18 protein-coding genes are annotated in these 21,102 nt (G+C 72.4%); 7 read left to right on the top strand and 11 right to left on the bottom strand.

Annotated elements, in window-relative coordinates:
* Positions 1 to 153: 153 nt before the first annotated feature.
* From WQO_RS08675 to WQO_RS08655, 5 genes are all read right to left on the bottom strand, one after another.
* Positions 154 to 777 (bottom strand): GntR family transcriptional regulator, encoded by a 624-nt coding sequence (locus tag WQO_RS08675; RefSeq protein ID WP_010057767.1) that lies wholly within the window; start codon positions 775 to 777, stop codon positions 154 to 156.
* 148 nt (positions 778 to 925) lie between these two features.
* Positions 926 to 2,719 (bottom strand): 2-oxoglutarate dehydrogenase, E2 component, dihydrolipoamide succinyltransferase, encoded by a 1,794-nt coding sequence (gene sucB, locus WQO_RS08670; RefSeq protein WP_010057768.1) that lies wholly within the window; start codon positions 2,717 to 2,719, stop codon positions 926 to 928.
* Between the two features lie 62 nt (positions 2,720 to 2,781).
* Positions 2,782 to 4,170, bottom strand: coding sequence for a dihydrolipoyl dehydrogenase (gene lpdA, locus WQO_RS08665; RefSeq protein ID WP_010057769.1), 1,389 nt, complete (start codon positions 4,168 to 4,170; stop codon positions 2,782 to 2,784).
* Between the two features lie 333 nt (positions 4,171 to 4,503).
* Complete coding sequence (locus WQO_RS08660) at positions 4,504 to 6,051, bottom strand: leucyl aminopeptidase (RefSeq protein WP_010057770.1); 1,548 nt, start codon at positions 6,049 to 6,051, stop codon at positions 4,504 to 4,506.
* Positions 6,052 to 6,256: 205 nt separating this feature from the next.
* Positions 6,257 to 7,039: an adenosylcobinamide-GDP ribazoletransferase gene (locus tag WQO_RS08655; protein ID WP_010057771.1), complete on the bottom strand. Its 783-nt coding sequence runs from the start codon at positions 7,037 to 7,039 to the stop codon at positions 6,257 to 6,259.
* Positions 7,040 to 7,127: 88 nt separating this feature from the next.
* Here WQO_RS08655 and WQO_RS08650 point away from each other — a divergent pair, with 88 nt between their 5' ends.
* The gene (locus WQO_RS08650; protein ID WP_010057772.1) at positions 7,128 to 7,892 is read left to right on the top strand and encodes a hypothetical protein; all 765 of its coding nucleotides are present in this window, start codon (positions 7,128 to 7,130) and stop codon (positions 7,890 to 7,892) included.
* Here WQO_RS08650 and WQO_RS36540 read toward each other — a convergent pair.
* The 3 genes from WQO_RS36540 to WQO_RS08635 form a co-directional block, all read right to left on the bottom strand.
* A complete protein-coding gene (locus tag WQO_RS36540) occupies positions 7,840 to 8,577 on the bottom strand; it encodes a hypothetical protein (protein ID WP_010057773.1) in 738 nt (245 codons plus the stop codon). The genes WQO_RS08650 and WQO_RS36540 overlap by 53 nt on opposite strands.
* 157 nt (positions 8,578 to 8,734) lie before the next feature.
* Positions 8,735 to 9,856, bottom strand: a complete 1,122-nt coding sequence (gene cobT / locus WQO_RS08640) for a nicotinate-nucleotide--dimethylbenzimidazole phosphoribosyltransferase (protein WP_010057775.1) — start codon at positions 9,854 to 9,856, stop codon at positions 8,735 to 8,737.
* A 214-nt stretch (positions 9,857 to 10,070) separates the two neighbouring features.
* Entirely contained in the window at positions 10,071 to 11,273 is a 1,203-nt protein-coding gene (locus tag WQO_RS08635; protein WP_010057777.1) for a bifunctional adenosylcobinamide kinase/adenosylcobinamide-phosphate guanylyltransferase, read from the bottom strand.
* A gap of 78 nt (positions 11,274 to 11,351) precedes the next feature.
* On the opposite strand from WQO_RS08635, the gene WQO_RS08630 reads away from it, so the two are divergent.
* Entirely contained in the window at positions 11,352 to 11,561 is a 210-nt protein-coding gene (locus tag WQO_RS08630) for a hypothetical protein (protein ID WP_010057779.1), read from the top strand.
* Between the two features lie 74 nt (positions 11,562 to 11,635).
* Here the strand turns inward: WQO_RS08630 and WQO_RS08625 are convergent, their stop codons facing one another.
* From WQO_RS08625 to WQO_RS08615, 3 genes are all read right to left on the bottom strand, one after another.
* A complete protein-coding gene (locus tag WQO_RS08625) occupies positions 11,636 to 12,724 on the bottom strand; it encodes a S1C family serine protease (RefSeq protein ID WP_010057781.1) in 1,089 nt (362 codons plus the stop codon).
* Positions 12,725 to 12,795: 71 nt separating this feature from the next.
* Positions 12,796 to 13,458 carry a class I SAM-dependent methyltransferase gene (locus tag WQO_RS08620; RefSeq protein ID WP_010057783.1) on the bottom strand — a complete coding sequence of 221 codons (663 nt, stop codon included), beginning with the start codon at positions 13,456 to 13,458 and terminating at the stop codon, positions 12,796 to 12,798.
* 128 nt (positions 13,459 to 13,586) lie between these two features.
* On the bottom strand, positions 13,587 to 14,186 hold the full coding sequence (locus tag WQO_RS08615) for a DUF3043 domain-containing protein (RefSeq protein ID WP_029182021.1): 600 nt from the start codon (positions 14,184 to 14,186) through the stop codon (positions 13,587 to 13,589).
* 319 nt (positions 14,187 to 14,505) lie between these two features.
* Here WQO_RS08615 and WQO_RS08610 point away from each other — a divergent pair, with 319 nt between their 5' ends.
* The 5 genes from WQO_RS08610 to WQO_RS08590 all read left to right on the top strand — a co-directional run bounded on the left by WQO_RS08610 (position 14,506) and on the right by WQO_RS08590 (position 21,082).
* Entirely contained in the window at positions 14,506 to 15,291 is a 786-nt protein-coding gene (locus tag WQO_RS08610) for a PspA/IM30 family protein (protein ID WP_029182022.1), read from the top strand.
* Between the two features lie 10 nt (positions 15,292 to 15,301).
* On the top strand, positions 15,302 to 15,580 hold the full coding sequence (gene pspAA / locus WQO_RS08605; protein WP_010057786.1) for a PspA-associated protein PspAA: 279 nt from the start codon (positions 15,302 to 15,304) through the stop codon (positions 15,578 to 15,580).
* 130 nt (positions 15,581 to 15,710) lie between these two features.
* Positions 15,711 to 17,015 (top strand): sensor histidine kinase, encoded by a 1,305-nt coding sequence (locus WQO_RS08600; RefSeq protein WP_029182023.1) that lies wholly within the window; start codon positions 15,711 to 15,713, stop codon positions 17,013 to 17,015.
* Positions 17,012 to 17,740, top strand: coding sequence for a response regulator (locus WQO_RS08595; RefSeq protein ID WP_029182024.1), 729 nt, complete (start codon positions 17,012 to 17,014; stop codon positions 17,738 to 17,740). The genes WQO_RS08600 and WQO_RS08595 overlap by 4 nt, the downstream gene beginning before the upstream one ends.
* 186 nt (positions 17,741 to 17,926) lie before the next feature.
* Entirely contained in the window at positions 17,927 to 21,082 is a 3,156-nt protein-coding gene (locus tag WQO_RS08590; protein ID WP_010057790.1) for an efflux RND transporter permease subunit, read from the top strand.
* Positions 21,083 to 21,102 lie beyond the last annotated feature (20 nt).

Below are 21,102 nucleotides of genomic sequence, written 5' to 3'. Positions count from 1 at the left end.
TGATCGATCAAAGGATTGAAGGCAAAACTTCTCGATACGAAGAAAAGTGGCATGGGGTGCCTCGAAACAGGGCACGGAGTGACGCCAAATAGCGCGCAAAAAGGGCGCTGACCTGCACGGAAGAGCAGGCCGCACGCCAGATGATCCGGTGGTTCAGGCGCGCGGCGCGCAGCCCAGGACGTGCGCCTTCACCAGGGCCCCGATCTGCGGGTCCTCGGCGAGGAACGCGTCGATGAGCGCCTGGTGCTCCTCCGCGTACGACTTCTGCACCGTGCCCAGCCAGCGGATCGACAGCGCCGTGAACACCTCGATGCCCAGGCCCTCCCAGGTGTGCAGCAGCACCGCGTTCCCGGCGGCCCGCACCATCTCCCGGTGGAAGCCGACCGTGTGCCGCACCTGGGCCTCGCCGTCGGCCAGCCGGTCCGCCTCGTACAGCGCCGCCACGTGCGGCTCCAGCGCCGAACAGTCCCGGCCGAGCCGGGGGGCCGCGAGCTCGGCCGCGATCTGCTCCAGGCCGGCCCGGACCGGGTAGCTCTCCTCCAGGTCGGCGGCGGTCAGATTGCGGACCCGGACGCCCTTGTTGGGGGCCGACTCGATCAGCCGGAGCGTCTCCAGCTCCCGCAGCGCCTCACGCACCGGGGTCTGGCTGACCTCCAGCTCGGTGGCGATGCGGCGCTCCACGATCCGCTCACCCGGCTTCCAGCGCCCGCTGACGATCCCCTCCACGATGTGCTCGCGGATCTGTTCGCGCAGCGAGTGGACGACGGGCGGGGTCATGGAGGGCTCCTTCAGGGCAGACCGGTGCTGCCTACATCATCACGGGCGCGGCAGGTCGCCCGTGGTGTTTAGACAATACGGCGGCGCCCCCGCCCGGAAGGGTTCCGGGCGGGGGCGCCGCTGGTGAGGCTGGTTACAGCCGGGGCGTTCAGAGGCCGAGCTCGACCTCGAACTCACCCGCCTCCAGGATCGCCTTGACCGACGTCAGGTAGCGGGCGGCGTCCGCGCCGTCCACCAGACGGTGGTCGTAGGAGAGCGAGAGGTACGTCATGTCGCGCACCGCGATGGTCTCGCCGAGGTCCGGGTGGTCGATGACCACGGGACGGCGGACCGTCGCGCCGATGCCCAGGATGGCGGCCTGGTTCGGCGGGACGATGACGGTGTCGAACAGGGCGCCGCGCGAACCGGTGTTGCTGATGGTGAAGGTGGCGCCGGACATGTCGTCCGGCGTCAGGCCGCCACCGCGCGCCTTGCCCGCGAGCTCCGCGGTCTTCTTGGCGATACCGGCGATGTTCAGGTCGCCCGCACCCTTGATGACCGGGGTCATCAGACCCTTCTCGGCGTCCACGGCGATGCCGATGTTCTCCGAGTCGAAGTACGTGATGGTGCCCTCGTCCTCGTTGATCCGGGCGTTGATGACCGGGTGGGCCTTCAGCGCCTGGGCCGCCGCCTTCACGAAGAACGGCATCGGGGACAGCTTGACGCCCTCACGGGCGGCGAACGCGGCCTTGGCCTGGTTGCGCAGCTTCATCAGCTTGGTGATGTCGACCTCGAGGACCGAGGTCAGCTGGGCCTGCGAGTGCAGGGCCTTCATCATGTTGTCGCCGATGACCTTGCGCATCCGGGTCATCTTGACGGTCTGACCGCGCAGCGGGGAGGCCTCCAGCTTCGGCGCCTTGGCGGCGGCCGGAGCAGCGGCGGGCGCCGGGGCTGCGGCGGCGGCCTTGGCGGCCTCCGCGGCGGCGACGACGTCCTGCTTGCGGATACGGCCGCCGACGCCGGTGCCCTTGACCGAGCTCAGGTCCACGTTGTTCTCGGACGCGAGCTTGCGGACCAGCGGCGTGACGTACGCGCCGTCGTCACCGGAGGGCGCGGCCTGGGCGGCCGGTGCCGGGGCGGCGGGGGCGGGCTGCGCCGGGGCAGCCGGTGCCGGTGCCGGAGCCGCGGGGGCGGCCGGAGCGGCCGGAGCCGGAGCGGCCGGAGCCGGGGCGGGAGCCGCGGGGGCCTCCTGCTTCGGCGCCTCGGCCTTGGGGGCCTCGGCCTTCGGGGCCTCCTGGGCCGGGGCGGCGGCGGGCTGCGCCGGAGCGGCGGCCGGAGCCGCGCCCGGGGCGCCGATGACGGCGAGCTTGGCGCCGACCTCGGCGGTCTCGTCCTCGCCGACCACGATCTCCAGCAGCACACCGGCGACCGGGGCGGGGATCTCGGTGTCGACCTTGTCCGTGGAGACCTCGAGCAGCGGCTCGTCCTCGGCCACCTCCTCGCCGACCTCCTTGAGCCAGCGGGTGACGGTGCCCTCGGTGACGCTCTCGCCGAGCGCGGGGAGGGTGACGTCGGTGCCCTCGGCGGAACCGCCGGAGGCGGCCGGGGCCTCGGCCTGGGGGGCCTCCTGGGCCGGGGCGGCGGGCTCCTCGGCGGCGGGGGCCGGAGCCTCGGCGGCCGGGGCCTCCTCGGCGGCCGGAGCCTCGGCCTCGGCCGGAGCGCCGGAGCCGTCGTCGATGACGGCCAGCTCGGCGCCGACCTCGACGGTCTCGTCCTCGGCGACCTTGATGGACGACAGAACGCCGGACGCGGGGGCCGGGATCTCGGTGTCGACCTTGTCGGTCGAGACCTCGAGCAACGGCTCGTCGGCCTCGACGCGCTCGCCCTCGGCCTTCAGCCAACGGGTGACAGTGCCCTCGGTGACGCTCTCGCCGAGCGCCGGAAGGGTTACGGAAACCGACATGGTTTCAGTTGCTCCTTACGAAAATGCGGAAGTGGTCGGTCGTCGCGCCCGGGACCGGGGGATCAGTCGTGGGCGTGGAGGGGCTTGCCGGCCAGCGCCAGGTGAGCCTCGCCCATCGCCTCGTTCTGCGTCGGGTGTGCGTGGATGAGCTGGGCGACCTCGGCGGGCAGCGCCTCCCAGTTGTAGATCAGCTGGGCTTCGCCGACCTGCTCGCCCATGCGGTCGCCCACCATGTGGACGCCGACCACGGCACCGTCCTTGACCTGGACGAGCTTGATCTCGCCCGCGGTCTTCAGGATCTTGCTCTTGCCGTTGCCCGCGAGGTTGTACTTGAGGGCGACGACCTTGTCCGCGCCGTAGATCTCCTTGGCCTTCGCCTCGGTGATGCCGACGGAGGCGACCTCGGGGTGGCAGTACGTCACCTTGGGCACGCCGTCGTAGTCGACCGGGACGGTCTTGAGACCGGCCAGACGCTCCGCCACCAGGATGCCCTCGGCGAAGCCGACGTGGGCGAGCTGGAGGGTGGGGACGAGGTCGCCCACGGCCGAGATCGTCGGGACGTTGGTCTGCATGTACTCGTCGACCAGGACATAGCCGCGGTCCATCGCGACGCCCTGCTCCTCGTAGCCGAGGCCCTGCGAGACCGGGCCGCGGCCGATCGCGACGAGGAGGATCTCCGCCTCGAAGGTCTTGCCGTCGGCCAGCGTCACACGGACGCCGTCCTGCGTGTACTCGGCCTTGTCGAAGAAGGTGCCGAGGTTGAACTTGATGCCGCGCTTGCGGAACGCGCGCTCAAGAAGCTTGGAGCTGTTCTCGTCCTCGACCGGCACGAGGTGCTTGAGGCCCTCGACGATCGTGACCTCGGTGCCGAAGGACTTCCACGCCGAGGCGAACTCGACGCCGATGACGCCGCCGCCCAGGACGATGGCCGACTTCGGGACGCGGTCCATCTTCAGCGCGTGGTCCGAGGAGATGATCCGGTTGCCGTCGATCTCCAGGCCGGGCAGCGACTTCGGCACGGAGCCGGTCGCCAGCAGCACGTGGCGGCCCTGGATGCGCTGGCCGTTCACGTCCACCGAGGTGGGCGAGGAGAGCTTGCCCTCACCCTCGATGTAGTGGACCTTGCGCGAGGCGATGAGACCCTGCAGACCCTTGTACAGGCCCGAGATCACATCGTCCTTGTACTTGTTGACGGCCTCCATGTCGATGCCCTCGAAGGTGGCCTTCACGCCGAACTGGGCCGACTCGCGGGCCTGGTCCGCGATCTCGCCCGCGTGCAGCAGGGCCTTCGTGGGGATGCAGCCGTTGTGCAGGCAGGTACCGCCGACCTTGCCCTTCTCGATCAGGGCGACGTCCAGGCCCAGCTGCGCTCCGCGCAGGGCCGCGGCGTAACCGCCACTGCCACCGCCGAGGATCACTAGGTCGAAAACGGTGCTGGCGTCGTTCGCCACGTCACGTCCTCCATGCATGTGCGCCGTACGCCGGGCCCCGTCGCTGGGGTGTGACCGGCCGGTCGGCTGGTGTGCGGCCGCTTTTGTCTTCGGCCCTGTGGTGGGGGCCCTGTCCTGCCGAGAACCCATCTTCGCACTTGTCGACGGTGGGCGGGACGCGGGGCCCGGGTCCGGGACGGATGATCGTCCGTTCCGGAGGGTTACTGCTGCGTAGGTACCTACGGATTCCGCTGCTGTTCGTCGAGAGCGAAACCCTGTCTCCTTCTCACCGGTTCCGCCCGGACAACACGTACGGCCCCGGACCTATGCCCGGGGCCGTACACGGCTGATCGCTCAGCCCAGGTCGCCGTCGGCGGTGCGCTCGGCGAGCCGCACCAGGGTGCGGACCGCGGAGCCGGTGCCGCCCTTCGGTGTGTAGCCGTACGGGGCGCCCTCGTGGAAGGCCGGGCCCGCGATGTCCAGGTGCGCCCAGGCGATGCCCTCGCCCACGAACTCCTTCAGGAACAGGCCGGCGACCAGGCCGCCGCCCATCCGCTCGCCCATGTTGGCGATGTCGGCGGTGGGGGAGTCCATGCCCTTGCGCAGGTCGGCGGGGAGCGGCATCGGCCAGGAGGCCTCGCCGACCTCGTCGGCGATCTCGTGGATCGACGTACGGAAGGCGTCGTCGTTGGCCATGATGCCGAAGGTGCGGTTGCCGAGCGCCAGCACCATCGCGCCGGTCAGGGTCGCCACGTCGACGATCGCGTCGGGCTTCTCCTCCGAGGCGCGGGTGAGCGCGTCGCCCAGGACGAGCCGGCCCTCGGCGTCGGTGTTGAGGACCTCCACGGTCTTGCCGCTGTACATGCGCAGCACGTCACCGGGGCGGGTGGCGTTGCCGGACGGCATGTTCTCGGCCAGCGCCAGCCAGCCGGTGACGTTGACCTTCAGGCCGAGGCGGGCGGCCGTGACGACGGCGGCGAACACGGCGGCGGCGCCGCTCATGTCGCACTTCATCGTCTCGTTGTGGCCGGCCGGCTTGAGCGAGATGCCGCCCGAGTCGTAGGTGATGCCCTTGCCGACGAAGGCCAGGGTCTTCTCCGCCTTCGGGTGGGTGTAGGCGAGCTTCACCAGGCGCGGACCGTTCGCGGAGCCCTGGCCGACGCCGAGGATGCCGCCGTAGCCGCCCTTGACGAGGGCCTTCTCGTCGAGGACCTGGACCTTGATGCCGTGCTCCTTGCCCGCGGCGGTGGCCACGGCGGCGAAGGACTCGGGGTAGAGGTCGTTCGGCGGGGTGTTGATGAGGTCGCGGGCCCGGTTGATCTCCTCGACCAGGGCCAGGGCGCGCTCGACGGCCGCCTTGTAGCCCTTGTCGCGCGGCTTGCCGCCGAGCAGGGTCACCTCGGCGAGCGGCTGCTTCGGGCCGCTGTCCTTGGACTTGGCGTCCTTGGGGGCCAGCTTGTTCTCGCCGCCCTGGTAGGCGGTGAAGGCGTACGAGCCGAGGAGCGCGCCCTCGGCGACGGCGGCGGCGTCCTCGACGGAGCCGGCGGGCAGCGCGAAGCCCGCCTTCTTCGAGCCGGACAGCGCACGGGCCGCGGTGCCCGCCGCGCGGCGCAGCGCCTCGGCGTCGTAGGCGTCCTCCTTGTCCGGGACCGGACCGAGGCCGACCGCGACGACGACCGGGGCCTTGAGGCCGGACGCGGCGGGCAGCTTGGTCAGTTCGCCCTCGGCACCGGTGGCACCCAGGGTCGCGAGGACGGCGGCGAGCTTGCCGTCGAACGCCTTGTCCACGGCCTCGGAGCCGGGTGCCAGGACCGGTCCCTTGACGCCCTTGGCGACGCCGACGACGAGTGCGTCGGCGCGCAGCGTCGCCGCACCGGCAGTGCTGAGAGTGAGAGCAGTCACGGTGGTGAAATCTCGCTTCCGTTGAGTTCGTGTGCGGCCGAGGGGTGGGCCGACCGTGCCCGGCGCATCGTAGACGCCCCGACGATGTGCCGGGAATGAGCCTACGCGCGCAGTTCCTGCTCCGTGACGGCGGCGGCCTTCCCGACGGTCCTTCTGACCGGTAAGGCGGTCGGGAAACGGCCGCCCTGCGGGGAGTGCCGCCCCGTCAGCCCCCGAGCGCCAGCACCACCAGGGCCGCCGTCGCCGCGGTCTCCTCGACGCCGCCGAAGACATCCCCGGTGACCCCGCCGAACCGCCGTACGCAGTGCCGCAGCAGCAGTTCGGCGGCGGCGAGGGCGCCGAGCACCGCGAGCCCGTGGTGCAGCGCTCCGTACGGCCCGAACAGGGCGCCCGCCGCCGCGCACAAGGCGACCGTCACCGTCGCCGCGAGCAGCGCCCGCCCGGCCGGAACCGTGCCCGCCACCGTCGCCCCGAGCCCCTCCGGCCGGGCCGCCGGGACGCCTTGACGGGACGCCAGGGTCAGCGCCAGGCGGGCGGCGACGGCCGCGACGACGGTCCCGAGGGCTCCGTGCGCCCAGCCCTCCCCGTACAGCTCGAAGAGGACCGCGACCTGCGCCAGCAGCACCAGGAGCAGCGTGATGACACCGAACGGCCCAATGTCGGACTGCTTCATGATCCGCAGCGCGTCCTCGGCCGGTTTCCCGCTGCCGAGGCCGTCCGCCGTGTCCGCGAGACCGTCCAGATGCAGCCCCCGGGTGAGGGCGGCCGGCACCGCGACGGAGGCCACCGCCGCGAGCAGCGGCCCCGAGCCGGCCAGCAGCGACAGCGAGCCGAGGGCGGCGGCCAGCAGCCCCACGACGAGCCCGGCGAGCGGGGCGCAGAGCATGCCGGAGCGGGCGGTCGCGCGGTCCCAGCGGGTCACCCGGACCGGCAGCACGGTCAGGGTGCCGAAGGCGAAACGTATGCCGTGGCTGTTCAGGGAGGTCACCGCGCGCAGGCTAGTCGCTGGGCCGCACCGATAGATTGGGCGAAACGCGCCGAACGCCGCGAAACCTGACGTATCGGGAGTGGGTGGCATGGGTCACTGGTGGTACGAGAACATCGCGGAGCCGGGCAAGCTGCCGCTGCTCCTCGCGCTGGCCGCCTTCGTCCTCACCTTCGCGATCACGCGCACCATCACCCGCATGATCCGCGCCGGGAAGGGCCCGTTCCGCAACATCACCCCCGGCGGGATGCACATCCACCACGTGGTGCCCGGGGTCGTCCTCTCCGTCGTCGGCGGGTTCGGCGCGGTGGCCAGCGGGCGGCACGGGGTGGCCGCCGGGGTGTTCGCGGTGATCTTCGGGGTGGGGGCCGGTCTGGTGCTCGACGAGTTCGCCCTGATTCTGCATCTGGACGACGTGTACTGGACCGAGGAGGGCCGCCAGAGCGTGGAGGTGGTGGTGCTGACCGCCTCGCTGGTGCTGCTGGTCCTGGCCGGCTTCTCCCCGCTCGGCGTCGACGACGTCACCGACGAGGAACAGCAGGGCAGGCTCGGCCTCATCGCGACGTACGTGATCAACTTCTGCTTCGTCCTGATCTCCTTGTTCAAGGGCAAACTGCGGATGGCGGTGCTCGGCACCCTCGTCCCGTTCGTCGCACTGGTCGGCGCGATCCGGCTGGCCCGCCCCACCTCGCTCTGGGCCCGGCGCTTCTACCGCCACCGCCACCGGGCCCGCTCCCGGGCGATGCTGCGGGCCTACCACCACGACGTGCGGTGGGCCGGGCCGCGCCGGAAGTTCCAGGACCTCATCGGCGGCGCCCCGGACCGGGTCCCGCTGCCGCCCGCCGGTAAGTCCTGACCGCCGCGCCGGGGTCCCGGGGATCACGCCGCCGCCCGCGCCACTCCCGTACGCCGCACACCACCAGGACGGCGGCGATCGCGGCCAGATGCTCACGGCCCGCAAGGTTGTCCTTGACCAGGACCTCCACCACCATCGCGAGGACCACCAGCGCCCCGGTGATCCAGGCGCGCCGCTGGTGGCAGACGTACACCGCGAGCCCGACGACCGCCGCCGACGGGCCGGTGTCCACCACCTGCGCGTCCGAGGCGGGCAGCCCCGGGAACGTCCCCGGCCCGAGGGCGACGCCGATCCGGGCGTACAGCGTCCCGGCCAGCGTCGCCCCGTACGCCACCGCGAGCGTGCGCCACCGCCCCAGGCACACCTCCGCCACCCCGAACACCAGCAGGATCTGGGCCAGCGCGCCCCACACCGGCAGATCGAGCGCGGGCACGAACAGCGACAGCGGGGTCCGCAGGAGGGCGAGCGGGAGCGGGTCCTCGGCCCGTACGGCTCCTAGGCTCCGCACCGGTCCGTAGCCCCACGCCTGGTTCTGCGTCACCTGGATCACGGCCGTCAGCGCCACCGCGCTCAGCGTCAGCGCGAGCGCCCGCACCCCGTGTTCGGCGAGCCGTTGCCGTACGGCGGTGAACAGCGGGCCCCACTCGCGTACGGCCGCCCGGCGCAGCGCCGGGGAGAGGCTCATCCGCTCGTCACGAACAGCATGGAACGGGCCCCCGGTCGGTCAGTCGGTCGGTTCGTCAGGCGTCGGTCGGATCCCTACCGAAGACGGGCCGGGGCGGCGAGAAGTTGAGCGGCGCCGGAGTGACGCCGCTCTCGTCCGCGCGGTGGGGGAGCGGCGCTCAGGCCCGGTCGACGGCCGCCGCGTCCTCGGCCTCCGACGCCTCCTCGGCCTCGGTCTCGTCGTCCGCTTCCACAGCCTTCTCCGGCTCACGCTCCGGGAGTTCGGCGGCCAGCGCCGCCGCGGCCTGCACCAGCGGCAGGGCCAGCAGCGCACCGCTGCCCTCGCCCACCGTCACCCCGTGGTCCAGCAGGGGGGTCAACGCCATCCGGTCCAGCGCCTTCGACTGCGCGGGCTCCCCGCTGACCTGACCGGCCAGCCACCAGTCCGGCGCCCGGAACGCCGCCCGCTGCGCCACCAGCGCGCAGGCCGCCGAGACGACCCCGTCCAGGATCACCGGCATCCGGCGCACCGCGCTCTGCAGCAGGAACCCCGTCATCGCCGCCAGGTCCGCCCCGCCCGACGTGGCCAGCAGCTCCACCTGGTCGCCCAGCACCGGCCGGGCCCGGCGCAACGCGTCCCTGATCGCCGCGCACTTGCGCATCCACGCCAGGTCGTCGATGCCCGCACCGCCGCGCCCGGTCACCACGGAGGCGTCCGTTCCGCAGAGGGCGGCGACCAGGGTGGCCGCTGCCGTGGTGCCGCCCACGCTGAGGTCGCCGAGCACCACCAGATCGGTGCCGGAGTCCGCCTCCTCGTCGGCGATCGCCATGCCGAGGCGGATGGCCTGTTCGGCCTCCTCGGCGGTCATCGCGTCCTCGACGTCGATCCGCCCCGAACCCCGCCGCACCCGGTGCCGCACCACGGACTCGGGCAGCAGCTCCGGATCGCAGTCCAGGGAGACGTCCACGATCCGCGTCGGCACCGAGAACCGCCGGGCCAGCACCGCGGCCGGGCTCGACCCGTCCAGGACCGCCCGCACCAGCTCGTACGCACTGCCTGCCGACCGGCCCGAGACGCCCAGTTCCGCCACCCCGTGGTCACCGGCGAAGAGCACCAGACGCGGCTGCTCGACGGCCCTGACCGGCACGGACTGCTGCGCGGCGCTGAGCCACTCGCCCAGCTCGTCCAGGCGCCCGAGCGCTCCCGGGGGGACGGTCAGCCGCTCGCGCCGCTCCTCGGCATCGCGCCGCACACCCCCGTCGGGGCGTTGGATCAGGTCGGAGAAGTCGTCCAGGTTCACGGAGGTCTGCCTCGCGGGTCGTCAGGTCGGATCCGGGTCGGGGGACCCGGCGGCGGGCCCCGGGGCGTGTCCGCCGGACACGCCCTGCCGGGAACAGTACCGGTCGGCCCCGGGGGAGGAACGGGCCGCGAGCTGCGGAAGCGGCCATCCCGCCGCACCCCACGGGAGCCGGGGCCCCGAACACTGACGCCCCCTCACCCGGCCGTCGACCCCCTCACCCCCGCAGCACCAGCACCTGCCCCGCCACCACCAGCAGCACCTGCTCGCACTCGGCCGCCACCGCCGCGTTCAGCCGCCCCAGCTCGTCCCGGAACCGCCGCCCGGCCGCCGTCGCCGGGACCACCCCCGACCCCACCTCGTTGGTCACCAGCACCACCGGCCGCAGGGTCCCGCGCACCGCGGCGACCAGCTCCGCGACCCGCTTCCGCAACGCCGCCTCGCCGCCGTCGTGCCACCGCTCGTCCTCCCAGGCCCCCACCCGGTCCATCGCGTCGGTCAGCCACAGCGACAGGCAGTCGATCAGCAGCGGCGGCCCGTCCGCCCCCAGCAGCTCCGTGAGCTCGCAGGTCTCCTCGGTCCGCCAGGCGCCCGGCCTGCGCTCCCGGTGCAGTCCGATCCGGGCCGCCCACTCCGGGTCCCCGTCGCGGCGGCCGCCGGTCGCCACGTACACCACCTCCGGGAACGTCTCCAGACGCTGCTCCGCCTCCAGCGACTTCCCCGACCGCGCGCCCCCCGTCACCAGCACCCGGCGCGGCACGTCCGGCACCGCGTGGTACTCGCCCACCACCAGCGTCGTCCCGTCCGGTACCGCCCGCGCCCCGGCCGCCGCGAGCCGCCGCTCCAGCGCCGGGCCCGGCGGGGCGTCGTGGTCCAGGTGGACCGCGATCACCTCGGTGGTCGGCCCGACCGCGCCCACCGCCCGCAGCCGGGCCACCGCGTCGGGGCGCCCGATGGCATCGAGGACGACCATCTCGTACGGCGCCTCCACCCGCTCGGGCAGCCCGGAGGGGGCGGCGCCCGGCGGCAGGTACAGCAGCCGCTCGCCGTCCGGGGCGGTCACCTCGTACCCGGTCCCCGGGGCGTCCATCGCCACCGCCCGCACCCGGTGCCCGCTGATCAGCGTCAGGACCTGACCGTCCGGGACCCGCCCGGCGGGTGGCAGCAGGGCGGGCAGTTCGACGGCGGGCCCGTCGTGCGGGTGGGTCAGCAGCACCTGGCGGACCGCGCCCAGTGAGCGCCCCGCCCGGGCGGCGGCGAACATCGCGCCGGGGGTGAGGTCCAGCAGCAGCGCGTCGTCGACCAGCAACGCCGTCGCGGCCCGCGCCCACGGGCCGCGGGCCGAGGCGCAGACCGCACAGGGGCAGGAGGGGCGCGGCAGCCCGTCGGGGGCTCCGGTGCCGAGCAGTGTCAGTTCCACACCTTGATCCTCCCGTGTCCCCGCTCAGGCCGCCCGCCCGGCTAGGCTTCGGGCAGCAACGTGACCCAGGAGGCGGACATGGCGTGGACGTGGCGGTTCGAGAAGTCCGACGGTACGGAGACGGAGCCGGCGCTGCAGCCGGAGGAGTTCACCACCCAGGGCGATGCGGAGTCCTGGATCGGTGAGTACTGGAAAGAGCTCCTGGAGGGCGGTGCCGCACAGGTGACGCTCTTCGAGGACACCACCAAGATCTACGGCCCGATGAGCCTGCAGGCCGACGGCGCCTGACGCCCGGCACACGGGGAGGGGCGGTACGGGAGACCCCGTACCGCCCCTCCCCGGATCCGGCCCGGCTCCGGGGATCAGATCTCCCCGAGCGTGACCTCCGCCGTCCGGCTGTCGCCGTCCCGTGTGTACGTCACGGTCACCTTCCCGCCCGGCTTCTCGCCCGCCAGCGCCTCGGAGAGCGAGGTGATCGTGGTGACCTCGGCGTCCCCGATCTTCGTGATGGTGTCCCCGGGCCGCAGCCCCGCGTCGGCCGCCGCGCCGCCCCGCTCCACACTGACCAGCGCCACCCCGGCCGGGCGGTAGTTGTCGTCGACGACCGTGCGGCCGGTGATGTTCAGCGCCGCCCGGCCCGAGTCGGTGACCTTGCCGTCCTTGATGATCTGGTCGGCGACCGTCCGCACCATCGAGACAGGGATCGCGAAGCCGATGCCCGGCGCCGCGCTGTCGCCCATCTGCGGGTCGGTCGCGGCCAGGGTCGGAATGCCGATCACCTGACTGTCGAGGTTCACGAGCGCACCGCCGCTGTTGCCCGGGTTGATCGCCGCGGACGTCTGCACCATGTTGGCGATCGTCGCGCCCGTGCCGCCGCCCGACCGGCTCTCGCTCACCGTCCGGCCGAGCGCGGAGACGATGCCCTGGGTGACACTGCTGGACAGGCCCAGCGGTGAGCCCATCGCCAGGACGATCTGCCCGACCTCGACCTTCTCCGCGTCGCCGAACTTCGCGGCCCGCAGCCCGTCCGGCACCTCGTCGAGCTTGATCACCGCCAGGTCCTGCTCCGGGTAGGAGGAGACCAGCGAGGCGTTCAGCACCGCCTCCCCGGTGGCGACGCTGACCTTGAACGTCTTCTCGTCACCGACCACATGGGCATTGGTGACGATGTGCCCCTTGTCGTCGTACACGATCCCGGAGCCGAGCCCTTCCGAGGCGTCGATCTGCACCACCGACGGCAGTACGTCGTTGATGACGTCCTGGTAGGCGTTCTCCAGATCGTCGGGGGCGCGCTTCACCGCACCCTGCGCCGTACCCGACGCACTGGCCTCGGGGGCCGGGGCCGCCGGACTCGTACCGGAGCAGCCGCCCGCCAGGGCGATGGCGCAGACGGCCGCGGACAGGGGGAGCAGCAGCCTGCGCGCCCGGCTGCGGGAGGGGTGGGAGTCCATGTCCGAAAGTCTCGTGCCGGGCCCGTTCGGGTGCCCGTACTGATGGGCCGAACGGGCCCGCCGGCCTTCGGCTAGCCGCGTACCCCGCACAGATGCAGCAGCGCCGCCACACCCCGGTACGGGTCGGTCCGCCCGGCCCGGTCCTCCAGGGTCAGGACCCGCTCCAGCTCCTCGGCCGGCAGCTCCGCGTCGTTGCCGACGTTGTCCGTGAAGACCCGCACCCCGTACCAGGCGTGCAGCGGGGCGGCGATCCCGGCGAGCGTGGCCCGCAGGGCGTCGAGCCGGTCGGCACGCACGGTGAGGCCGAGGCGGTTGGTGTACGCGGCGGTGTCGAAGGCGGCCAGGGCCGCGCCGAAGTCACCGGCGAGTCCCGGGCGCATCGCGAGCGCGTCCGCGTTCCGTACGAGCAGGGAGAGCAGACCGCCCGGTGCCAGCATCCGGGCGAGCCCGGCCAGCATCGGGTCCGGCTCCTCGACGTACATCAGGACGCCGTGGCACAGCACCACGTCGAAGCTGCCGGGCAGGAAGTGCACGCCGGTCTCCCGGCCGTCGCCCTCAATGAGCCGGACCCGCTCCCGGATGCCCTCCGGCTCGCTCGCCAGGGCCGCCCGGGCCGAGGCCAGCATCTCCGCGTCCGACTCCAGACCGGTCACCGAGTGACCGGCCCGCGCGAGGCGCAGTGCCTGGGTGCCCTGGCCCATGCCGACGTCGAGAATGCGCAGCCGACGGCCCACCGGGAACCGTCCGGCTATCTGCTCGTCCAGCTGCCGGGCGACCAGCTCCTGGCGGACCGTGTTGCGTACGCCGCCGAGACCCGCCAGCCACGCCGAGGAGACCCCGGTGAAGCCGGAGGCCTCCGTGCTCAGGGCCGCTCTCCGCGCTTGACCTGCGGCTTCGGCAGCCGCAGGCGGCGCATCTGCAGCGTGCGCATCAGGCCGTACGCCACGGCCCCGCGCTTCGGGGTGTCCGGGAAGCGCTCGCTGAGCTGCTTCTTCAGGCGGATCGACAGACCGATCGAGTCGATCACGATCAGGATGATCACACCGAGCCACAGCAGCAGCGAGATGCTCTGGATGTTCTGCACCTGGATCACGCTGAGGATCAGGATGATCACGGCGAGCGGCAGGAACCACTCGGCGACGCAGAAGCGCGAGTCCACGTAGTCGCGGACGAAGCGCCGCACCGGGCCCTTGTCGCGGACCGGGAGGAACCGCTCGTCGCCCGACGCGAGCGCCTCACGCTGGCGGGCCAGGTCGGCGCGGCGCGCTTCGCGCTGGCGCTTCATGGCCGCCTTGCGGTCGGCGGGCGCCGCGGACGCGGCACGACGCCGCTGCGTCTGGGCCTCGCTGCGCTTGGGGGTGGGGCGACCCTTGGGAGCCTGCGGGTCGCGGGGCTGCTGGGAGAGGTCCGCCGTCACCTTGTCGGTGGGGGCCTTCTCTGTCTTGGCACGGCTACGGAACACAAAACCCAAGGGTACGGGGTCGGCGCGCGGACCCGGTGACCCGGGCGGGCACGATCCGGCAACGGACGGGGTGCCCACAAGGGCCCCGACCGGCCGATACGGGCGTTTACCGGCTGTTCCGCAGTCCGTCACGGGACGGTCCCGGGGCCTCACCTACACCTTGGGCGGGAGCACCGGCCGGGTGCAGTCGTCCTTGGGGAGGAGCACATCAGGACTTGAACAGTGCGGTAATAGAGACAGGGCCCGTACTCTGGGTCCTATCGGGAGTGCTGGAGCTCAGTCCGTCAGAAGGGGGCGCGCGAAGCCCATGAGCGGTGTCATGAAGCGTATGGGGATGCTTTTCCGCGCGAAGGCAAACAAGGCCCTTGACCGGGCCGAGGATCCGCGCGAGACCCTCGACTACTCGTACCAGAAGCAGCTGGAGCTGCTTCAGAAGGTGCGTCGCGGCGTCGCCGACGTGGCGACGTCCCGCAAGCGCCTGGAGCTGCAGCTGAATCAGCTGCAGGGCCAGTCGTCCAAGCTGGAGGACCAGGGCCGCAAGGCGCTGGCGCTGGGCCGTGAGGACCTGGCGCGCGAGGCGCTCTCACGGCGCGCCGCCCTCCAGCAGCAGGTCACCGACCTGGAGACGCAGCACACCACGCTGCAGGGCGAGGAGGAGAAGCTCACCCTGGCGGCGCAGCGTCTGCAGGCCAAGGTCGACGCCTTCCGCACGAAGAAGGAGACCATCAAGGCCACCTACACGGCGGCCCAGGCCCAGACCCGGATCGGCGAGGCCTTCTCCGGCATCTCCGAGGAGATGGGCGACGTCGGCCTCGCGATCCAGCGGGCCGAGGACAAGACGCAGCAGCTCCAGGCGCGGGCCGGCGCCATCGACGAGCTGCTCGCCTCCGGCGCCCTGGACGACCCGACCGGCACGGCGAAGGACGACATCGCCGCCGAGCTGGACCGGATCTCCGGCGGCAGCGACGTGGAGCTGGAGCTGCAGCGCATGAAGGCCGAGCTGGCCGGCGGCCCCTCGTCCTCGCAGCAGGCCATCGAGGGCGGCGCCCAGGACGGTTCCCAGCAGTCGCAGCAGTCGTCCCCGCACAAGTTCGACAAGCAGTAAGGGCAGCGTCATGATCGTACGGATCATGGGGGAGGGCCAGGTCAAGCTGGCCGACAGTCACGTCGTCGAGCTGAACGAACTCGACGACGTCCTGCTCAAGGAGATGGAGAGCGGCGACGGCCCCGGCTTTCGCACCACCCTCCACGCACTCCTGGACAAGGTGCGCGAGCTCGGCACTCCGCTGCCGGACGACTCCCTGGAGCCGTCCGAGCTGATCCTGCCGGCGCCCGACGCCACCCTCGAAGACGTCACCGCCATGCTCGGCGACGACGGGCTCATCCCCAACTGACCCCACCAGCACCCAGCACCCTCTCTGCCCCGCGTCCGGTCCGCCGGCCGCGGGGCAGCGGTGCTTCCGGCGGCTCTCTCGTGGGGGAAGGCTCACGCCGCCGAGGACCGGCCGCGTACCGTTGCTGGACGTGACCACCCTCTCGTCCGGCTTCGCGCGCGCCCGCCGCTGGCTCCGGGAACATCCGCTCGCCTTCGACGCGACCCTGGCGTTCTGCACCCTCGTCGCGATGATCTGCAGCTCGTTCACCGACCCGGGCGACGGCCACGGGCCGCCCGCCTTCGGGGCCCGTACCCCCAAGCTGTTCAGCGTCCTCCTGATGACCCTCACCGCCGCGGCCCTCGTCCTGCGGCGCCGCCGCCCGATGCAGGTCCTCGCGGTCACCGCGGCGCTCGCGGCCGTCGAGTACGTCCTGATGGACCCGCCCGCCCCGGTGGTCATGAGCACCGTCATCGCCCTCTACACGGTCGCCTCGCGCACCGACCGCCCCACGACCTGGCGGGTCGGGCTGCTGTCCATGGGAGGGCTCACCGCGGCCGCGATGGTCTTCGGCTCGACCCCCTGGTACAGCCAGGAGAACTTCGGCGTCTTCGCCTGGACCGGTCTCGCCTCCGCCGCCGGGGACGCCGTACGCAGCAGGCGCGCGTTCGTCGACGCCATCCGGGAGCGGGCCGAGCGCGCCGAGCGCACCCGGGAGGAGGAGGCCCGCCGCCGGGTCGCCGAGGAGCGGCTGCGGATCGCCCGGGACCTCCACGACGTCGTCGCCCACCACATCGCCCTGGTCAACGTCCAGGCCGGGGTCGCCGCCCACGTCATGGACAAGCGCCCGGACCAGGCCAAGGAGGCGCTCGCCCACGTCCGCGACGCCAGCCGCTCCGCCCTCAACGAACTCCGGGTCACCGTCGGCCTCCTGCGCCAGCAGGGCGACCCCGAGGCGCCCACCGAACCGGCCCCCGGACTCGCCGTCCTCGGCGAACTGGTCACCACCTTCCGCAACGCCGGGCTCCCCGTCGAAGTGGCCTGCGCCGACCGCGACCGGCTGCCGGCCGCCGTCGATCTCGCCGCCTACCGGGTCATCCAGGAGGCCCTGACCAACGTCCGCAAGCACGCGGGCGCCGGGGCCAAGGCCGAGGTGAGCGTCGTACGGGTGGGCACCACCGCCGAGGTCACCGTGCTCGACAACGGCCGGGGGAGCGCCGGCCGGCGCCCCGGGGCCGGGCCGGCCGACGGCGGCCCGGGAGACAACGACGGATCCGCCGGCGGTGGCCACGGCCTGGTCGGCATGCGGGAACGCGTCACCGCCCTCGGCGGGGCCCTCACCGCGGGACCTCGCTACGGCGGCGGCTTCCGGGTCCATGCGATCCTTCCGGTCGAGGCCCGCACGGGTGAACCGGAGCGGCCGGGCACAGCGGGCGGGACGGGGCTCCGCCGATGACCCAGCCGACTCCGGCAACGACGCCCGACGCGCGGGAGGCGCCGATCAGGGTGCTGCTCGCCGACGACCAGGCGCTGCTGCGCAGCGCGTTCCGGGTGCTGGTGGACTCCGAGCCGGACATGGAGGTGGTCGGCGAGGCCGCCGACGGGGCCCAGGCCGTCGAGCTGGCCCGCGCCACGGGCGCCGACGTGGTGCTCATGGACATCCGGATGCCGGGCACCGACGGACTCGCCGCCACCCGCATGATCAGCGCCGACCCGGAGCTGTCCGCGGTGCGGGTGGTCATGCTCACCACCTTCGAGGTCGACGAGTACGTGGTCCAGTCGCTGCGCGCCGGAGCCTCCGGCTTCCTCGGCAAGGGCGCGGAGCCGGACGAACTCCTCAACGCCATCCGGATCGCCGCCGCCGGTGAGGCCCTGCTCTCCCCGGCGGCGACCAAGGGGCTCATCACCACGTTCCTGGCCCAGGGCGGCAGTTCGCAGGAGGGGCCGGACAGCGCGGAGTACGCGGAGCGGCTGGCGGCGCTCACCGGCCGCGAACGCGAGGTGCTGGTGCAGGTCGCGGGCGGCCACCCCAACGACCGGATCGCCGAGCGGCTGGAGGTCAGCCCGCTCACCGTCAAGACCCATGTGAACCGGGCGATGGCGAAACTGGGAGCCCGCGACCGGGCGCAATTGGTGGTCATCGCCTACGAATCGGGCCTGGTGCGTCCCCGCGCGGACTGACCCGGAGACGGCACGGGTGTACGGCGGTGTACTCCACCTGCGGTATGCGCGGCATAAGAAAGCAGCCCGGCGGGCGACGTTTCGGCAGCGCGGAGCGGAGATCGTAGGACTGGGCTGGAGGGGTGGTCCCCGATGTTCTCCCCTCCCCGCCCCTCGCCGCGTACGCCACAGAAGAGAGACCCACCCATGTCCTGGCTGTCCAGATTCAGCCTCGCGCAAAGGGCCCTGATCGGGCTGATCTCGATCGTCGCGCTGGTCTTCGGCGCGATAGCGATCCCGCAGCTCAAGCAGCAGCTGCTGCCGACCATCGAACTGCCGATGGTCTCGGTGCTGGCGCCCTACCAGGGTGCGTCTCCCGATGTGGTCGAGAAGCAGGTCGTCGAACCGCTGGAGAACTCCCTCAAGGCCGTCGACGGCGTCGAGTCCATCACCTCCACCGCCAGCGAGGGCAACGCCCTCATCATGGCGACCTTCGACTTCGGCGACGAGGGCACCAAGCAGCTCGTAGCGGACATCCAGCAGGCGGTGAACCGGGCCCGCGCCCAGCTGCCCGCCGATGTCGACCCGCAGGTCGTCGCCGGTTCCACGGACGACATCCCGACCGTGGTCCTCGCCGTCACCTCCGACGAGGACCAGCAGACGCTGGCCGACCGGCTCGACCGCACGGTCGTCCCGGCCCTCCAGGACATCGAGGGCGTCGGCCAGGTCACCGTGGACGGCGTCCAGGACCTCCAGGTCTCCGTCGTCCCCGACGACCGGAAGCTCGCCGCGGCCGGTCTGAACGCGGGCACGCTCGCCCAGGCCCTCCAGTCGGGCGGCGCCACCGTCCCGGCCGGTTCGTTCTCCGAGTCCGGCAAGAGCCGCACCATCCAGGTCGGCGGCTCCTACACGTCCCTGAAGCAGATCGAGGACCTCCAGGTCGTCGCCAAGGACCCGGCGGGCGGCGCGGACGCGCCGGGCAAGCCGGTGCGCCTCGGTGACGTGGCCGAGGTGAAGCAGGAGCCGTCCGCGGCGGTCTCCATCACCCGCACCAACGGCAAGCCGAGCCTCGCCGTGATGGCGACGATGGACAAGGACGGCAGCGCCGTCGCCATCTCGGACGCCGTCAAGGACAAGCTGCCCGACCTCCGCAAGGACCTCGGCGCCGGCTCCGATCTGACCGTCGTCTCCGACCAGGGCCCCGCGGTCTCCAAGTCGATCTCGGGTCTGACCACGGAGGGCGCGCTCGGCCTGGTCTTCGCGGTCGTCGTGATCCTGGTCTTCCTCGCCTCGATCCGCTCGACGCTGGTCACCGCGGTCTCCATCCCGCTCTCGATCGTCCTCGCGCTGATCGTGCTCTGGACCCGCGACCTGTCGCTCAACATGCTCACCCTCGGCGCGCTCACCATCGCCATCGGCCGGGTCGTCGACGACTCGATCGTGGTCCTGGAGAACATCAAGCGCCACCTCGGCTACGGCGAGGAGCGCCACGCGGCGATCATCAACGCGGTCAAGGAGGTCGCCGGAGCGGTCACCTCCGCGACCCTCACCACCGTCGCGGTCTTCCTGCCCATCGGTCTGGTCGGCGGCATGGTCGGCCAGCTCTTCGGCTCGTTCTCGCTGACCATCACCGCGGCGCTGCTGGCCTCCCTGCTGGTCTCGCTCACCGTGGTGCCGGTCCTGTCGTACTGGTTCCTGCGCGCACCCAAGGGCACCTCCGAGGACGCGGCGGAGGCCCGGCGCCTGGCCGAGGAGAAGGAAGCGGCCAGCAGGCTCCAGCGGATCTACGTCCCGGTCCTGCGCTTCGCGACCCGCCGCCGGATCACCAGCCTCGTCATCGCCGTCGCCGTGCTGCTGGGCACCTTCGGCATGGTCCCGCTGCTGAAGACGAACTTCTTCGACGCCGGCGAGCAGGAGGTCCTGACCGTCAAGCAGGAACTCGCCCCCGGCACCAGCCTGGAAGCCGCCGACGAGGCCGCCCGCAAGGTCGAGAAGGTCCTGACCGACGACAAGGGAGTCAAGGACTACCAGGTCACCGTCGGCTCCTCCGGCTTCATGGCCGCCTTCGGCGGCGGCACCGGCTCCAACCAGGCCTCCTACCAGGTCACCCTCAAGGACGCCGCGGACTACGAGAACGCCCAGGACCGCATCGACGAGGCCCTCGGCAAGCTCGACGGCATCGGCGACACCACCATCGCCGCGGGCGACGGCTTCGGCTCCCAGGACCTGAGCGTCGTGGTCAAGGCCGCCGACGCCGACGTCCTGAAGAAGGCGTCCGAGGCGGTCCGTGACGAGGTCGCCACCCTCAAGGACGTCACCGACGTCCAGAGCGACCTGGCGCAGAGCGTCCCGCGCATCTCGGTCACCGCCAACGACAAGGCGGCCGCCGCCGGATTCGACTCCGCCGCCCTGGGCGGGATCGTCGCCGGGGCCGTCCGCGGTACGCCCGCCGGCTCCGCGACGCTGGACGACACCGAGCGCGACATCGTCATCCGGTCCTCGAAGCCCGCCGCCACCGTGGCCGAGCTGAAGGCCCTGCCGCTCGGCCCGGTCAAGCTCGGCGACATCGCCGACGTGAAGGTCGTCCCCGGCCCGGTCTCGATGACCCGGATCGACGGACAGCGCTCCGCGACGGTCACCGCCAAGCCCGTCGGCGACAACACCGGCGCGGTCAGCACCGATCTCGCCACGAAGATCGACGCCCTGGACCTGCCGGAAGGCGCCACCGCCACCATCGGCGGCGTCACCGAGGACCAGAACGAAGCGTTCATGCAGCTCGGCCTCGCCATGCTGGCGGCCATCGCGATCGTCTTCATGCTGCTGGTGGCCACCTTCCGGTCGCTCGTCCAGCCGCTGATCCTGCTGGTCTCCGTGCCGTTCGCGGCGACCGGCGCGCTGGCCCTCCTGCTCATCACGGGCACCCCGCTGGGCGTCCCCGCGATGATCGGCATGCTGATGCTCATCGGCATCGTGGTCACCAACGCGATCGTGCTGATCGACCTGATCAACCAGTACCGGGCCCAGGGGCTCGGGATCATGGAGGCGGTCATCGAGGGCGGCCGCCACCGCTTCCGTCCGATCATCATGACGGCGCTCGCGACCATCTTCGCCCTGCTCCCGATGGCGCTCGGCGTCACCGGCGAGGGCGGCTTCATCTCGCAGCCGCTGGGCGTCGTGGTGATCGGCGGTCTGATCAGCTCCACGCTGCTGACCCTGCTGCTCGTGCCGACGCTGTACGCGATGGTCGAGCTGCGCAAGGAGCGCCGCGCCAAGAAGAAGGCCGCCAAGCGCGCGGCCAAGGCCGGCGTACCGGACCAGCCGGAGCCGGAGGAGGCCCGCGAGGCCGAGACCGCGCAGGCCTGACCCGCAGGCGCAACCCGAGG

It is taken from the genome of Streptomyces globisporus C-1027 (assembly GCF_000261345.2).
Lineage (GTDB): Bacteria > Actinomycetota > Actinomycetes > Streptomycetales > Streptomycetaceae > Streptomyces > Streptomyces pakalii.
This window is presented reverse-complemented; position numbering and strand designations above follow the sequence as displayed.

Coding starts and splice junctions, on each gene's coding strand:
- WQO_RS08675 (WP_010057767.1), bottom strand. CDS start 777: ATGACCCCGCCCGTCGTCCACTCGCTGCGCGAACAGATCCGCGAGCAC.
- sucB (WP_010057768.1), bottom strand. CDS start 2,719: ATGTCGGTTTCCGTAACCCTTCCGGCGCTCGGCGAGAGCGTCACCGAG.
- WQO_RS08650 (WP_010057772.1), top strand. CDS start 7,128: ATGGGTCACTGGTGGTACGAGAACATCGCGGAGCCGGGCAAGCTGCCG.
- WQO_RS36540 (WP_010057773.1), bottom strand. CDS start 8,577: ATGAGCCTCTCCCCGGCGCTGCGCCGGGCGGCCGTACGCGAGTGGGGC.
- WQO_RS08630 (WP_010057779.1), top strand. CDS start 11,352: ATGGCGTGGACGTGGCGGTTCGAGAAGTCCGACGGTACGGAGACGGAG.
- WQO_RS08625 (WP_010057781.1), bottom strand. CDS start 12,724: ATGGACTCCCACCCCTCCCGCAGCCGGGCGCGCAGGCTGCTGCTCCCC.
- WQO_RS08610 (WP_029182022.1), top strand. CDS start 14,506: ATGAAGCGTATGGGGATGCTTTTCCGCGCGAAGGCAAACAAGGCCCTT.
- pspAA (WP_010057786.1), top strand. CDS start 15,302: ATGATCGTACGGATCATGGGGGAGGGCCAGGTCAAGCTGGCCGACAGT.
- WQO_RS08595 (WP_029182024.1), top strand. CDS start 17,012: ATGACCCAGCCGACTCCGGCAACGACGCCCGACGCGCGGGAGGCGCCG.
- WQO_RS08590 (WP_010057790.1), top strand. CDS start 17,927: ATGTCCTGGCTGTCCAGATTCAGCCTCGCGCAAAGGGCCCTGATCGGG.